17 protein-coding genes are annotated in these 15583 nt (G+C 34.3%); 9 read left to right on the top strand and 8 right to left on the bottom strand.

Annotated features, from left to right (window positions below):
- The first annotated feature begins 18 nt into the window (after positions 1-18).
- The 7 genes from tilS to ACFOUY_RS16165 all read left to right on the top strand — a co-directional run bounded on the left by tilS (position 19) and on the right by ACFOUY_RS16165 (position 7205).
- On the top strand, positions 19-1350 hold the full coding sequence (gene tilS / locus ACFOUY_RS16195; RefSeq protein WP_378962173.1) for a tRNA lysidine(34) synthetase TilS: 1332 nt from the start codon (positions 19-21) through the stop codon (positions 1348-1350).
- Positions 1351-1839: a hypothetical protein gene (locus tag ACFOUY_RS16190; protein ID WP_378962170.1), complete on the top strand. Its 489-nt coding sequence runs from the start codon at positions 1351-1353 to the stop codon at positions 1837-1839. It abuts the gene before it with no gap.
- A gap of 139 nt (positions 1840-1978) precedes the next feature.
- Positions 1979-2443, top strand: coding sequence for a hypothetical protein (locus ACFOUY_RS16185; protein ID WP_378962168.1), 465 nt, complete (start codon positions 1979-1981; stop codon positions 2441-2443).
- Positions 2444-2515: 72 nt separating this feature from the next.
- Positions 2516-2914 (top strand): GxxExxY protein, encoded by a 399-nt coding sequence (locus ACFOUY_RS16180; protein WP_378962167.1) that lies wholly within the window; start codon positions 2516-2518, stop codon positions 2912-2914.
- Positions 2915-3230: 316 nt separating this feature from the next.
- Positions 3231-4373, top strand: a complete 1143-nt coding sequence (bshA, locus tag ACFOUY_RS16175; protein WP_378962165.1) for an N-acetyl-alpha-D-glucosaminyl L-malate synthase BshA — start codon at positions 3231-3233, stop codon at positions 4371-4373.
- Between the two features lie 252 nt (positions 4374-4625).
- Positions 4626-6503: a glycoside hydrolase family 35 protein gene (locus ACFOUY_RS16170; RefSeq protein ID WP_378962162.1), complete on the top strand. Its 1878-nt coding sequence runs from the start codon at positions 4626-4628 to the stop codon at positions 6501-6503.
- Between the two features lie 255 nt (positions 6504-6758).
- Entirely contained in the window at positions 6759-7205 is a 447-nt protein-coding gene (locus ACFOUY_RS16165) for a KTSC domain-containing protein (RefSeq protein ID WP_378962160.1), read from the top strand.
- Positions 7206-7250: 45 nt separating this feature from the next.
- On the opposite strand, the gene ACFOUY_RS16160 is transcribed toward ACFOUY_RS16165, so the two are convergent.
- From ACFOUY_RS16160 to ACFOUY_RS16150, 3 genes are all read right to left on the bottom strand, one after another.
- Positions 7251-7745: an SRPBCC family protein gene (locus ACFOUY_RS16160; RefSeq protein WP_378962158.1), complete on the bottom strand. Its 495-nt coding sequence runs from the start codon at positions 7743-7745 to the stop codon at positions 7251-7253.
- A gap of 9 nt (positions 7746-7754) precedes the next feature.
- Positions 7755-8864 carry a lactonase family protein gene (locus ACFOUY_RS16155; RefSeq protein WP_378962156.1) on the bottom strand — a complete coding sequence of 370 codons (1110 nt, stop codon included), beginning with the start codon at positions 8862-8864 and terminating at the stop codon, positions 7755-7757.
- Positions 8865-8944: 80 nt separating this feature from the next.
- Positions 8945-10489, bottom strand: coding sequence for a pseudouridine synthase (locus tag ACFOUY_RS16150; RefSeq protein ID WP_378962153.1), 1545 nt, complete (start codon positions 10487-10489; stop codon positions 8945-8947).
- Positions 10490-10752: 263 nt separating this feature from the next.
- On the opposite strand from ACFOUY_RS16150, the gene ACFOUY_RS16145 reads away from it, so the two are divergent.
- Both ACFOUY_RS16145 and ACFOUY_RS16140 read left to right on the top strand, forming a co-directional pair.
- A complete protein-coding gene (locus tag ACFOUY_RS16145; RefSeq protein WP_378962151.1) occupies positions 10753-11523 on the top strand; it encodes a lytic transglycosylase domain-containing protein in 771 nt (256 codons plus the stop codon).
- A 132-nt stretch (positions 11524-11655) separates the two neighbouring features.
- Positions 11656-12702 carry a 2Fe-2S iron-sulfur cluster-binding protein gene (locus ACFOUY_RS16140; protein WP_378962149.1) on the top strand — a complete coding sequence of 349 codons (1047 nt, stop codon included), beginning with the start codon at positions 11656-11658 and terminating at the stop codon, positions 12700-12702.
- Positions 12703-12732: 30 nt separating this feature from the next.
- On the opposite strand, the gene ACFOUY_RS16135 is transcribed toward ACFOUY_RS16140, so the two are convergent.
- The 5 genes from ACFOUY_RS16135 to ACFOUY_RS16115 all read right to left on the bottom strand — a co-directional run bounded on the left by ACFOUY_RS16135 (position 12733) and on the right by ACFOUY_RS16115 (position 15583).
- Positions 12733-13170 carry a hypothetical protein gene (locus ACFOUY_RS16135; RefSeq protein ID WP_378962146.1) on the bottom strand — a complete coding sequence of 146 codons (438 nt, stop codon included), beginning with the start codon at positions 13168-13170 and terminating at the stop codon, positions 12733-12735.
- A 58-nt stretch (positions 13171-13228) separates the two neighbouring features.
- The gene (gene arr / locus ACFOUY_RS16130; RefSeq protein WP_378962144.1) at positions 13229-13675 is read right to left on the bottom strand and encodes an NAD(+)--rifampin ADP-ribosyltransferase; all 447 of its coding nucleotides are present in this window, start codon (positions 13673-13675) and stop codon (positions 13229-13231) included.
- A 109-nt stretch (positions 13676-13784) separates the two neighbouring features.
- Positions 13785-14153, bottom strand: a complete 369-nt coding sequence (locus ACFOUY_RS16125) for a DUF6714 family protein (protein WP_378962142.1) — start codon at positions 14151-14153, stop codon at positions 13785-13787.
- 200 nt (positions 14154-14353) lie between these two features.
- On the bottom strand, positions 14354-14818 hold the full coding sequence (locus ACFOUY_RS16120) for an ATP-binding protein (RefSeq protein ID WP_378962139.1): 465 nt from the start codon (positions 14816-14818) through the stop codon (positions 14354-14356).
- Between the two features lie 507 nt (positions 14819-15325).
- Complete coding sequence (locus tag ACFOUY_RS16115) at positions 15326-15583, bottom strand: Txe/YoeB family addiction module toxin (protein WP_378962137.1); 258 nt, start codon at positions 15581-15583, stop codon at positions 15326-15328.

Below are 15583 nucleotides of genomic sequence, written 5' to 3'. Positions count from 1 at the left end.
ATTAAATATTTTTGGTGGATGTTACCCTTAAAACAATTTCAGGATTTTATTGAGCAAGAAGATCTGTTTAAAAAGGGAAACAGAATTCTATTGGCTGTTAGTGGAGGGAAAGATTCGGTGTTAATGTTGCATCTTTTTAAAGCGATTGGTATTGATGTTGGTGTAGCACATTGCAATTTTAATTTAAGGGCAGACGAAGCACAGCGTGATGAAAACTTTGTTAAAATGCTTGCCCATTCTTTAAGTCTACCTTTCTATGTAACGCATTTCGATACCAAAAAATATGCAGCTGAACATAAAATTTCTACACAGATGGCTGCAAGAGATTTGCGTTATAACTGGTTTGAAACAATAAGCATTAAAGAGGGCTACGATTTTATCGCTTTAGCCCAACATAGAAATGATGCTGTTGAAACCGTGCTGATTAATTTAGTTAGGGGAACTGGTATTAGCGGTTTACATGGAATTTTACCTAAACGAAATAAACTAATTAGACCACTATTGTTTTTAAACCGAGATGAAATTAACCAGATTATTGATGATAATCATATCAATTTTGTTGAAGATAGTTCCAATGCCAGCACAAATTACCTTCGTAATAAGCTACGTTTAGATGTAATTCCTCATTTAAAGCAGATGAATCCTAATCTTGAGCAAACTTTTGCTCAGAATATTGCTCGTTTCGCCGATATAGAAGCATTTTTGAGCCTTCATATTGAAGAATTAAAAGCTAATTTGATTGTAGAAAAACCTGATGGGGCTTATATTGCAATTGATGATATTAAATGTTTAAAGCCTCAAAAACTACTGCTTTATGAGCTATTGAAGCCTTTTGGGTTCATTGAGCAGGTTGTAGAAGAGATTATTGCAGGGCTTGATAAACAAAGCGGGGTAAAATTTTTAAGTCAAAATTGTCAAGCTATTATTGATCGTAATAATCTAATTGTCAGTAAAATAAAACCTAATGACAATCGGCATATACTAATTCATTCAAACGAAAATTCTTTCGAATTTAATGGTAATCTATTTGAATTCAGCTTTTCTGATAATTTAAGATTTGATAATAATAAACATAAAATTTTTACCGATGCCAATCTCTTGCTTTTTCCATTAATTGTAAGAAACTGGCAAAATGGGGATAAGTTTATTCCTTTCGGAATGCGTGGATTTAAGAAAATTAGTGACTTTTTTATTGATGAGAAAGTACCATTACATTTGAAAAGTAGTATCCCAATTTTAGTAAATGGAAATGGAGATATTATTTGGATTGCAGGTATGCGACAGGATAACCGTTACAAATTATCAAAGTCAACAAAAAAAGTTGCTATATTCGAACTCAAAATTAAATAAGTGGAAAGCAGATACGCATACATCGAAAAACAATACATTGGCAGAGATTATGTTCGCATTTTCATCAGGTTGATTATGGCTGCATTTTGTTTTGCAGCTTATGTTTACGAACGCGATAGAGATAATACACAAGATTTATTTTTAGTAGTGGGATTTGGTATAATTGGTGTTTCGATGTTACTGCTTTTTCTTATTCAATATAAAATTGTTGTAGATAACGGCAGTTTGATTCTGGATGGACTTTGGACAACTAAAAGGGTTAAAATTGATTTAAATAGTATTGTTGAAGTTAAAAAAGCTACTTATAGCCGGTATTATTTTAATAATCCGGTTTATAATTTACACACCAAAGGAACTATCCGTTTTTATTCTTCGGGCAAAGATGCCGTTGTTTTAACCGATCGTGATGGATTAGAATATTTTATAGGTACCCAAAGACCGAATGAATTGCTCCTTGTTATAAAAGATGAAATGAAAAAGCTGAAATAGCTACTTTTCTTGTGGGGAATTTTTTTCTCGAAATTCATCAAGAATTCCTTTCTTTTAACCGCTAATTCTGCTTTCTTAGCTTTTAAGCTGCTTTTTTATTAAGGCACACATATTGGATTATGTTATAAAACATAACAATATGAAAAAAATCTTATTTATTCTTTTTGCTCTTGGCGCCTCAACTTCGGTTATGGCTCAAAGCTATACTCCAAAGGTTTCAAAAGATTCAGTTGGTATATTAACTAACAGAATTGAAGTGCTAAAAAGTAGTATAAAAGTTTTAAAACTTAAAATTGAGGAAGCTAAAGAAGAAGAAGAAGTTGAAAAACTAAGGTTAAAATTACTCGAGGCAAATGGTATTGCAAAGGCATCTGCAGAGCAGTCTAATAATAATAGTGCAAAAACAACTTCAGGTACATCCGTAGATTTAAAAGCGATGGAAAAGTTTTCTAAGAAAGCAAAAAGCGATTCAGAAAACGCTATAAAAGCTTTAGAACGCTTTAATAAGCAGATTGCCAAAGTTGAAGACCTTCGTACGCAAATTCAAGGTGAGGAAAGAAAACTGAGCTATAAGAAGCCTCAAATAGCTTACAGTTATAAATAAATATTAGTTCATAGTTAAAGATTACGTGCTGTCATTTACGTAGTTTATTACTGTTTTACCTCTCTTTTTAATATGGTTAAAAACCATCGGGAAGAAGAATTTTTTCTCAAAAAGGAATGTCTTTCCCTAGTAGAAATAGCAGACCAAGTTCATAATAATTTAGGATATGGGAAGCATGATTCGGATTATAAAATTGCTTTTGAAGCGAAATTGAAATATAATGGCTTCGATTATAAAGCTCAGAAAGGATACCTTTTCAACTTTAACGGAATTATTTTACAGCATAAATTTTATGCAGATTTTGTAATTAATGAAAATGTAATTGTAGAGATAAAATCAGTTCCCTACCAGCTTAATGATTACGATTTGAAAGTTTTTGAACAATTAGTTACTGATAGACCAAAAGTTGGCCTCATTATTAATTTTCATCACGAAGTAATACATTTTTTAAAAATTGTTTTGCTAAACTAAATTACCAGATCACAATTTCATCAGCAGAATGAGACTACTCTCCTAGTCGTTTTGTAATGTATGAGCCAGAAGATAGAGTTGTAGATGCCAAGAATTTATAAACCCGGTTGCAGCAGAAAACCCGCAGTGAAGATTGGGGGAGCTAGGCACGAGGATTTGAAGCGGAAAACGGGACTTTCGTTACTAAACGCTTCTGTTTTTGCTTTTCAATAAGTGAAAAATATCTACTTAAAATCTATTCTTTTTTATTGCAATAAACCGACACGCATAATAGATTAAAATCGGCTACATTTGCGGTAACAACAATACATTTATAATGAAGATAGGAATTGTTTGCTACCCTACATTTGGTGGTAGTGGAGTAGTTGCAACCGAGCTTGGTAAAGCTCTTGCCAACGAAGGTCATCAAGTTCACTTTATCACCTACAGTCAGCCGGCAAGGCTCGATTTCTTTTCTGCAAACTTGTTTTATCACGAGGTTTCGGTTAGAGATTATCCTTTGTTTGATTATGCTCCGTACGAATCGGCTTTAGCAAGTAAACTAGTAGATGTTGTTCGTTTTGAGCAATTGGATGTTCTGCATGTTCATTACGCTATTCCACACGCTTCTGCCGCATTTATGGCAAAGCAAATTTTGGCCAGTTATGGCATTCACATTCCGGTTGTTACCACTCTACATGGAACTGATATTACGCTAGTTGGTAAAGACCCGACTTATAAACCCGTCGTTACTTTTTCCATAAATCAAAGCGATGGTGTTACAACCGTATCGCAGGATTTAAAAGATGATACTTACCGCCATTTTGAAATTACCAAAGAAATTAAGGTTATACCGAATTTTATAGATTTTAGTCGCTTTAGTTTACAGGCGAAAGACCACTTTAAAAAGGCAATTGCGCCAAATAACGAGCGTATTTTAATTCATACTTCTAACTTTCGCAAGGTTAAACGTACTGCTGATGTTATTCGGATTTTTGAAAAAGTACAAGCTGTAATTCCTTCTAAACTATTAATGGTTGGCGATGGGCCAGAGCGTGTTTATGATGAACAGCTTTGTAGAAGTTTGGGCATTTGTGATCATGTTCGCTTTTTAGGTAAGCAAGATGCTATAGAAGAAATTCTTTCCGTTTCTGATTTGTTCTTAATGCCATCAGAATCTGAAAGTTTCGGTTTAGCAGCTTTAGAGGCAATGGCATGTAAAGTGCCAGCAATTACAACTAACGCAGGTGGTTTACCAGAGTTGAATGTAGATGGTTTTTGCGGTTATATGAGCAATGTTGGAGATGTTGAAGATATGGCTGCCAATGCAATATTAATTTTAGAAAATGATGCAACTTTAAAGCAGTTTAAAGAGAATGCATTTTTAAGAGCTCAAGATTTCGATTTGAAAAAAATACTTCCATCGTACATAGATTTTTATAAAGAAGTCATCGAAAATTCATTGCAAAGCAAATATTAAAAATTTGTTTTTTCTAGCTTAATCGCTTATTTTAAAGGCTTGAGCGTATTTTTTAAACTGAAAATCTTCGTTTTTGAAGCGTAGAACGTAATCAAACGTTTGCTTTGATTACGAAGATTTTATTTAGAAAAAGATAAAAACAACTAGATTTTTTAAAATCTAATTGTAGATAGTGTTTTTTTTTAAAAAAATATGCTCGGAGAATAAAGTTTTTTATTCGAAAATCAGACCTTTAGAAACACTTAAACACAAATGAAAACCAAAATCTCTACTTTGTTTTTGCTGCTAAGCATTACCTTTAATTTAAGCGCACAAACAAAGACATCCACAAAACATACTTTTGCAATTGCTGATGGAAATTTTCTGTTAGATGGAAAACCTGTGCAAATACATAGTGGTGAAATGCATTATGCACGTATTCCTAAACCTTACTGGCGCCATCGGTTAAAGATGATGAAAGCTATGGGCTTAAATGCCGTGGCAACTTATGTTTTTTGGAATTACCATGAAACAGCACCAGGTGTTTGGGATTTTACATCCGGCAATCGCAATATTGCAGAATATATTAAAACTGCACAAGAGGAAGGACTATTTGTAATTCTTCGTCCGGGGCCATATGTATGTGCCGAATGGGAATTTGGTGGTTACCCTTGGTTTTTGCAAAAAGTACCAGGAATGGTTATTCGAGGCAATAATGAACAATATCTATCTACAACAAAGGCTTATTTTACAGCTCTATATGGTCAGGTTAAAAATCTCCTGGTTACTAATGGTGGGCCAATTGTAATGGTTCAGGGAGAAAATGAATTTGGCTCTTACGTAGCCCAACGTAAAGATATTGCTTTGGAAGAACACAAAAAGTATAGTGCTGCAGTTTTTCAGCAATTAAAGGATGTTGGTTTTAATGTGCCATTTTTCACTTCGGATGGAAGCTGGCTTTTTGAGGGAGGGGCATTACCTGGCGCTTTACCAACAGCAAATGGCGAAGACGATGTTGCAAAACTTAAAGAGGTTGTTAATAAGTATAATGGCGGTAAAGGGCCTTATATGGTTGCCGAGTTTTATCCTGGTTGGTTAGATCATTGGGCTGAACCTTTTCCAAAGGTATCTACAGCAGGTATAGTTAAGCAAACTCAGAAATATCTCGATGGTGGCGTTTCATTTAACTATTATATGGTACATGGCGGTACAAATTTTGGTTTTACCTCTGGAGCTAATTATGATAATAAACATGATATTCAACCAGATTTAACGAGTTATGACTATGATGCCCCGATTAGTGAAGCTGGCTGGGCAACCGAAAAATATAATGCGCTACGTGATTTATTAAAAACTCTGGAAACACCCGCAGTTCCGGCAAAGATTCCGGTTATTGCCATTCCTGATATCAACTTAACAAAAGCGGTTGATTTAGAAGATGTCAAAAATAAAATTAAACCTGTTAATGATGACAAGCCCTTAACTTTCGAAGCGCTTAACCAAGGGTATGGTTATGTTTGGTATAGCAAAAAATTTAAACAACCAATAAGTGGTAAATTAGAATTAAACGGGTTGAGAGATTATGCTATTGTTTATGTTAATGGAGCCAAGGTTGCAGAATTGAATAGCTATTACAAAAAGTATGATTGCGAAATTGATATTCCATTTAATGCCACTCTAGATATTGTTGTCGAAAATATGGGGCGAATAAACTATGGAGCTAAAATTATTGAGAGTTCGAAGGGAATTATTTCACCAGTGGTAATAAATGGTCAAACCATTACAGGTAATTGGGATATGTATAAACTGCCAATGGATGTTGTACCTAACTTATCCGCTGAAAAGAATACCGCAACGGCAGGTAAGCCGACTATTTATGAAGGTAGTTTTACGATTAATAAAATAGGAGATACTTTTTTAGATATGCGTGATTGGGGAAAAGGAATTGTTTTTATAAATAGTATAAATATAGGTCGTTATTGGAGTGTTGGTCCTCAACAAACTCTTTATGTTCCGGGCTGTTGGTTAAAAGCTGGTGCAAATAGTATTGTAATTTTTGAACAAAAAAACGATATAATGCATAAAACGGTTAAATCTGTGATTGATCCGATTTTAGAGGATTTAAAACCTGAAAATGGCTTGCCAAAGTAGTTTTAGCTAATTTTATATACAGCAAAAAAGTCATTCGAGGTTCATTTGACATTTGTACATGCAAGAAGATGGACTAAGTTAATAGCTAATGCAAAATCGCTGGTAAATAGCCAAGATTTAGATTAGAAATTTATTCAAATAGAAGCAGGAATTTTTGTTTGCTTAAGGGTTGGTGCCAAAGTCTTAGAAAAGAAATACTTACAAAAACAAAACTTTCTAAAAATCAAATCATTATAAATCGTACCTTTGCGGCAAATGAAAAAAATAGTTGATTACAGAAAGCTTTTAAACGTAGATAAAACGGCAGAGCTTGCAGTTCTTAAGTCGGTTTACCGCACAATGATGAAAGAATTCCACCCAGATAAATTTCAGGTAGAAGAAGAAAAATTAGCAGCAGAGGCAAGAAGTAAAGAAATTATCGAAGCTTACCATTTTCTAGTTAGTATTGCACCAGAAACATGCGAGCAGAATATAGAAACATATACACAAACAATCACAACATCTAATATTTTAGATTTTGAATACAAGCAGTCTGTTTTAAATATTCAGTTTTTTGATGGCAGTGCTTACGAATATTTCGATGTGCCAAAAGCAATTTATGTTAAATTGGTTAATGCAGATTCGCCGGGCCGTTTTGCTCGCCGTCATATTTGTAGTTCGTTTCCATATCGCAACGTAGTTAAGGTTGCAGAACCTGCTTAAAAATATAAAAGCTTCCAGATTTTTTTTGGAAGCTTTTTTTATACCTTAATTATTTAGCATTGGTTTAAACCGATTATCCTTATTCCTTAAATCTAAACCGCCTTCGTAAACGGATTTAAGATTAACTAAATAAAAGCTCCAGCCGCTGTGGCAGCCTAAGCGAATATTTCTTTTAGAGTTATCATCAGTCGGGATATTTTTCTGGGTAAGCTCCACGATTGTATATTCATGCTGCTGGGTGAGCTTAATGTTAACTAAACATGCTCCAGCAAAGGTAAATTCAAAAGAATCTGAACCATTAGCTTCTGTAATTTTTCCCCGTTCAACATCATCATACAAATACCAAATCCATTTGTAATTATCTCCTTTTAAAGCATTTTGGGCTTTGTTTAGTGCAGTGTTATTTTCGTCAGTAAATTCTGCATCACTTAAAAACCATTTTTCTATTTCGCTAGCTTTTGTCCAGGCATTGTAAATGGTTTTAGAATCACTTTTTATGGCGATTTTTATAGTGAAGCTTGTCCAATCGAAATTTTCCATCTGCAAGTATTATTTGGTAAATACGAGGCAAACCGGAGCGCCAACTTCGATTCTTTTTCCGCTATCTGTAAGTTTTCCGGTAATTGTATTACGCTTAAAAATTACTACATCGTTTGTATATTGATGCGCAACCAATAAAAATTTGCCGCTTGGATCTATAGAAAAATTTCGTGGCCCTTTTCCTAAAGTGCTTACCGTTTCAACAAATCTTAGTATGCCTGTAGATAAAATAGAAAATACTGAAATACTGTTGGCATCGCCACGATTGGTTTCGTACAAAAATTTTCCATCAGCAGAAACATGAATGTCGGCACCATCAATTTTACCAGCAAAATCTTTTGGCGTAGTGCCAATTTCCTGTATTTTGTTTAAAGTTCCATTGTTATAATAGAAGCCAGTAATACTGCCATTAAATTCGTGAGCTAAATAGGCGAATTTACCATTCGGACTGAAAGTAATGTGCCTTGGTCCAGTGCCAGCTTTTGTTTTTAGAACATTTTTTATCGTCAAAATCTTGTCTTTGCTTTTAGGGCTATAGGCATAAATGTAAGTTAGGTCTTCGCCTAAGTCGTTTACGATTAAGAATTTTTTATCTGGAGTAAATTTCACCATGTGAACGTGAGCGCTTTCTTGTCTGCCTTTCGGATCGATGCTTTTACCAGTATGTTTTATAACTAAAGCCGCACTATTTAAAGCGCCATTTGTTTTACGTTTGAAAACAGCAAGACTTCCTCCGCTGTAATTGGCTACAATAACATTATCATTATCTACGGTGATATAACAAGGGTCTGCGCCTTCACTATCAACTTTGTTCAAAAAGGTTAATGCTCCTGTTATTGCATTGAATTTAAAAGCGCTAACTGTGCTTGTATTTCCAGTTTCGTTAACTGAATAAGCAAATTTCTTATCGGGCGAAAGTGCTAAATAGCTTGGGTTTGCAACACCCTTCGTTATTTGCTTTAATTTGGTGTTACCATTTATAGTGTTGAAATTATAAGTGTAAATGCCTTCGCTTTTACCTGTATTGGTGTACGTGCCAATTAAAAGGTTGTAATTAGATTGAGCTAGCGCAATTACTGATAAAGACATAAACAACAACAGAAGATTGTACTTTTTCATGGATGTGATTTTGATTGATAACAAATATGGCAAAAAATGCGACTAACAAAAAAGGCAATCTTTCGATTGCCTTCAAATATTTATTTAATAAGATGTTTAATCTGAATTAATTCATGTTCTTCAAGATAACGCCATCTTCCACGAGGCAAATCTTTTTTGGTTAAATTACCATAAACAACACGGTCTAATTTTTCTACATTATAGCCTAAGTGTTCGAATATACGACGAACAATACGGTTTTTCCCGCTATGAATTTGAATGCCGATTTCTTTTTTGGTTCCACCAGCAACATAAGAAATGTTATCGGGTTTAATTAAACCATCTTCTAATTCTAAACCGAACTGAATTTTGTTTAAATCGCCTTGTGATAAAGATTTATCTAATTCTACGTTGTAAATTTTAGTGATGCCATTTTTTGGGTGAGATAACTTATCGGCTAAATCTCCATCATTTGTCATCAATAATAAGCCCGTTGTATTGCGATCTAAGCGACCAACTGGGTAAATACGCTCACGACTAGCTTTGTCTACCAATTGCATTACTGTACGGCGTTCCTGAGGGTCGTCGGTTGTAGTGATATAATCTTTAGGTTTATTAAGTAATACGTAAACTTTCTTTTCGCGTTTAAGTAATTCGCCATTATAACGAACCTGGTCTTTCGCCGGATCTACTTTATGACCTAATTCCGTCACCGCTTCACCATTTACCGTAATAATGCCGGCTGCAATTAACTCATCCGCTTTACGGCGAGAGCAAATACCTGCATTGGAAATATATCTGTTAAGGCGAATTAAGCCTTTGTCTTCATTTGTTTTACGTCCTTGTTTAATTACAGTTCTTTCCTCACGGTTAAATTCTGTATCTCTAGGCTGTGCTTCTTCACGTTTTCTAAAAGGTCTGCTATCAGCACCTTCTCTTGGTTTTACATCTCTAGAACTTCCTGCGCTAGGTTTAAAGTCGTCATTTCTTCCGCCTCTAGATTTGAAATCTTTATATCCGCCTTCTTTAGGTTTGAAGTCTCTGTCGCCAGTTCTCGGTTTAAAATTTCTCGAATCTCCATCCTTAGATTTGAAATCGCGTTCTCCTCTTGGTTTATAATCTCTTGCGCCACCTTCTTTTGATTTAAAATCTCTGTCTCCTGTTCTTGGTTTAAAGTCTCTCGAGTCTCCATCCTTAGATTTGAAATCTCTATCCCCTCTAGGTTTGAAATCTCTCGAACCGCCTTCTCTAGGTTTAAAATCACGGTCGCCTCTTGGCTTGTAATCTCTAGAGCCACCTTCTCTTGGCTTAAACTCGCGTTCGCTACCTCTTGAAGTTGAATCTTTAGATTTGAATTCGCGATCTCCGAATTTAAATCCTTTAGCTTCTCCATCTTTCGATTTGAAATCTCTGTCGCCTCTTGTTTTAAAATCTTTTTTATCTCCGAATGATTTTGATTTGAAATCTTTACCATCTGTGCTTCTAGGTCTGAAGCCGGTTTTAGAATCGGATGATTTTTTGAATTTACTGTCTTTGTCTTCTGATCTCTTTCTGTCAGAACCGCCTGCGCTACTTCTGCCTTCGGTTTTTCGGCTTCCCGAATTGGACTTGTCATCCCGACTGTTCCTGTTGTTTTTATTTATCATGATACACTTTTAGTCGCACCTGAAATGCGGGCTGCAAATTTATGTAAAATTGCTGAAATTAACAATCAGAAGAGTTGATAAAATTTTATCAAAAAATAGCCTCTAATGTAGGTAAAATGCTGCGAAAATCAAAATTTAAAATCCACGTTTAAAGGGCATTAGAGGTCGATTTTTGCACTTAATCCTGTAACTGCTTGGTAGTCTGGTTATTATTTTTTACCTTTGCAAACGTTTTTTATAAGTTCACCAAAAAAAGGAGGAAGATGATAAAGAAACACATCGTACCATTTTCGGTAGTGGCAGCACTATTTATTATGGCAAAAGTGTTCGCTTACCAAATGCCCTTAGCACAAAAAAGTCTTTTAAAAGAAGAAAAATTAAACACTACAATACCCCCAACTGAAAAGCCGGAAGAAGAGCCAAAATCTTTAATGGCGCAGTTAAATTTTGCCGAAGAAACCTTGCCATTAGGCGATAAAAAGGTTGAGCGCAAAATGAAAAAAATCCTTGCAGCTCATAGTTATGGCAATACGCAAACCCATCGTTTACAGCGCAAAGCTGCCGAATGGTTTCCGATTATTGAACCAATTTTAGCTGCTTATGGAATTCCTGATGATTTTAAGTATTTAGCTTTAGTAGAATCGGGTATGCAAGCCGGAGTTTCGCCAAAAGGCGCTGCAGGTGTTTGGCAATTTATGCCTGGTACAGCACGTTCTTATGGCTTAAGAGTTAACGGAGCAACAGATGAACGCTATAATTTGCGTAAATCTACCGTGGCTGCTTGCAAATACATTAAAGAAATGTATAAAGGTTTAGAGAGCTGGACATTAGTTGCTGCGGCATATAATGTTGGCGATGGCCGTTTACGCAAACAGATTAATAATCAAAATCAAGACAATTACTACAAAATGAGACTTAACCGTGAAACTGGTGGTTACGTTTATAAAGTAATTTCGATGAAACAGATTATTGAACACCCTGTTCGCTATGGTTATGCTAAACCGAAAGAGTTATTGGCATATAATGCCGAATAGTAAATAAAAAACAAGAGCATTTGGTAAGGCGTTCCGATTTATTCGGAACGTTTTTTTTGTTCCAAAATTTTTAGCTTCAGAATAACAGATTTTTAGCTTTAGTCTTTCCTCCCAAATCACTTTCTTTGCAACATGTTCAAACTTCGAATAGACAAAATTATAAATCAACTAGGTGATAATATAACGCTTCAATTAAAAACAGTTGATGCTGAATATCCAAAATATCTTGCCGGACAGTTTATTTCATTGGTTTTTCAAGGAAGACATAAAGAAATCCGGCGCTCTTATTCTTTTAACAGCTCTCCCGATGTTGATGAACCTTTAGCGATAACGGTAAAAAGAGTCGAGAATGGTGAGATTTCAAGATTATTGCACCATAAAACTTCAGAAGGCGACATACTTTTCGCTCAGGAACCTCAAGGTATGTTTAGTTATTTGCCTGAAGAGAATCTTGAACGTGATATTTTTCTTTTTGCAGCAGGAGTTGGGATAACACCTTTGTTTTCTATTATGAAAACAGCTTTGGTTACAGAGCAGAAATCAAAAATCACTTTGGTTTATAGTAATCGGTCTATCGACGATGCTTTATTTTATAATGAGATTATGCATTGGCAGCAACAATATCCTGATAGGCTTAAAGTAATATGGGTTTTTAGTAATAGCAAAAACTTAATGACAGCCAGGTTAAACAAATTTTATATCGAAAAACTTTTAAAAGAGCATTTAGTTTTCGATAGAAAGGATAGTTTATTTTACACCTGTGGCCCGATTATCTACATGGATTTATGTAGAATTACCTTATTGGGCATGGGTTTCGATATCAAGCAGATTAAAAGAGAGACCTTTGTTTTGCCCGAGGATGAGGTAGATGAAGATGATGGTTCTGCAGAAAAGTTTGTTGATAAAAATACTTATTCTGTTATCTTAAAATTTAAAGGTGAAACCTATAATCTTGATATTCCATGGCCAAAACGAATTTTAGATGTTGCGCTGGAAAATAAAATAAAATTGCCTTATAGTTGTCGCGGTGGTGTTTGCAGCACTTGTGTAGCAAATTGTACAAAAGGAGGTGTAAGAATGGATTACAATGAAGTACTAATGGATGATGAATTGGAAAGGGGTAGGGTTTTGGTTTGTACCGGGCATCCTACGGAAAATGGAACTACTATTGAATGGTAAACAAAACCAATCGGTTCTAGGTAGCCGCAGTTATAGATTTGTTATTTCCCCTTGCTTAGCGCCATAGATTATTGCTTCTTCAAGTATATGAATGTTTATATCCTCTAATTTTTTAAATTTAATGCAATAACCACTTATGGTTGCCTTCCCCAAGTTTTGTCCATAGGTTTGGAGTAAGTATTTCTTATCTTTAATACCAAGAATATAAACAGATATTCCGGTTTTGTTTGCGCTCATGCCAATTTGATAAAACTCTTTGGTCTTTCCTTCAGCATAATTTATTTTGTAAAAACCATATCCTACATTAGGGTTAGAAACGGTTTTATTTTCACTGTTTTTCCCATCTAAGAACCATAATTTGCACGAAGGCATTACTCGTAAAATTATGCTGTGTAGTGTTTGCATATCTTTACGTTTTGATTCAGACTGGCTGTTGATATATTCCAGAATTTGTTCTTTTACATTCATATGAGTTAAATAAAAGTTTTTTAATTATTCATTGCTTTTTAATTCAGCCAAATTTGCTTTATAATTCGTCGTTTAGCGAGTTAATGCCTTGTTCTCTAAGTTTAACTAATGCATCTTCCATAGCTTTTATTTGTTCCTGTGGGTGTGCCTGCCAAATTGTAACCTCTCCAACAACTCTAAAAGGATGCGTTGATCGATAAGACATGGTTGGATTGCCAGGGAATTTTTTGTCCGTTAAATCCGGATCGTTTTCAATTGGTCCGGTTGCTTCAACTAAATAAATTCTACCTGTCCCTTCTCCGGTAGCGAGTTCAGAACCCCAAATTGCTACATCTAGCGTAGCTGATAAAAAAATATATTTAGCATTTTTCCTTTGCCCAAAATTAGAGTTGAACCCAACTTTTATAAGGTCTCCAATTTTTAAGTCGGCCTTTGTTCCGTGAAAATAGGTTTGTGCAAACGGAGTAGCGCCTGATAGATTTCCTTTATTTTCGTCTTTTTTCATTTTTAATATATTGCTTACTCCAAAAATTTAATAAAATTTATTGTTTTTCCAATTATCACAATGGCAATTCTGAAACTTGTTATTGACAATTCTATTAAATCAATTTCTGTTACCATTCTTGTATAGCGCTATTAAGCTCTAAAAAAATATTGTCTGAATACAGAGAATCTATTATTGAACCATAATTCGCTGAATATTCTTTGTGCTTTGCAATAATTTCATCTAAACCAAATTCTAAAAAATGAATGATGTATTGTATTTGTTTATTATTAAACAGAGAAAATCTAATTTTATGATATTCATCAATTAAATTACGGCTTATTGGAAATATTACATCTGGCGAATAAATTTTTTGCTCCTCATAAATCTGCTGAGATGAGATATCAAAGATTAAAAATTTTGGCCGACAAAATCCCATTCCTTTTGCATCAAAAAAGGATAAAGAACTCGAACAAGTAAATAAATCTATGTAAGCCACCTCAAAACTTGGTACGAAGCACAAAGCTTCATTTAAACCACTGAACAGCCAATTTCTTTTAGATGCCGTTGCGCATTCATTATTCTCCTTATTAATTTTGGTTCTTCATTTTCAATGTTATATCACCAATATTGTAACTATAAATTGATGCAGGTAAAAATGAAAACAATAACCCATCTATTTGTTTTATTTCCGATTGGTCAGTAGATGTTTTCCTGAAATGTAAGCGGCGGCAGCATAAAATTGGTAAATCTTCCTGCCCCACTTTCTGTACTATGCCATTTTAGGGCTGCTGCTGCTGAACCTGATACAATAAATTTAGTTTCGGGATAAGAGTCAACAAGCACTTTAAGGTGACGTTCCCAATCTTTCAGGTATTGTATTTCGTCAAAAAAAACATAACATCCGTTGAGATTGTCTTGCTGTAGCAATTGTTTACATAGATTTAAAATATCCTCTAAACTTAAATGCACATAATTTGGATTGTCTATGCCTATGAAGAATATTTTTTGAGGATTTACTTTTTCAGTCAATAATTGCTGTATGCTGTGAAATAACATCACGGTTTTACCTACACGTCTTGACCCCATAAGTACCAAAGCTCTTCGTACGTTTTTTTCAATTACAAATGGATAGAACAAGCTAAAGTATAATCTTTTAGCCATTGTGCTGTATATTTCAGGTATTTGCTTGTTAAGCCACCAAGGATTTTCTTAACGTCAGCCTCGACTATTTTATTTGTTGGAATAAGATTTAGACTGCTCATAAAACTATTTATTTATCCCAAAATAGTAAATATAAGCAGATTGAAATCTTTCTAATTTAACTTATGTGTATTAAATAGATAGTTTTTTAATTTTTTTTACGTCTATTTTATCGATTTTAAGCTAATTTTCTCTTTGACGGTTTGCTTTACATTGACGCAGAGCCTTTGGGTATTGGCAGATTTTAGCACAAATTTGCTATATGCAGTTTTATTGGTGCTTACTTTGATATATACCATTTACAATGGCGTGTCGTTTTTTGCATTCTAATCTTTGTTGAATAGCTTATCATCAAAAGCAACTTAGAATTGTATTTTAAAAATACAAAATTAACTACTCCTTTTCCCCATTCTATAATTAGTTTTTCGCAAGTCATGGGAAATTGCGTAAAAATGCTGTTAACTAATATTAATCGTAATGATGTCTACATTTCAAAATTTGAATTTCATCATCCATAAACCTGTAAATTAATCGATGCTCATCATCAATTCTTCTCGACCAAAATCCAGCATATTTATGTTTCAATGGTTCAGGTTTTCCAATGCCTTCAAAAGGAGTTCTTGAAATATCTTTGAGTAAATCATTTATTTTTTTAATTTTCTTCTTGTCTATTTTTTGCCAATACAAATAATCTTCCCAGGATTCATCAACAAATACATATTTCAT

It is taken from the genome of Pedobacter jamesrossensis (genome assembly GCF_042650905.1).
Classification (GTDB): Bacteria; Bacteroidota; Bacteroidia; order Sphingobacteriales; family Sphingobacteriaceae; genus Pedobacter; species Pedobacter jamesrossensis.
Note: the sequence above shows the minus strand (reverse complement) of the source record. Positions and strands in the feature narration are given on the sequence as shown.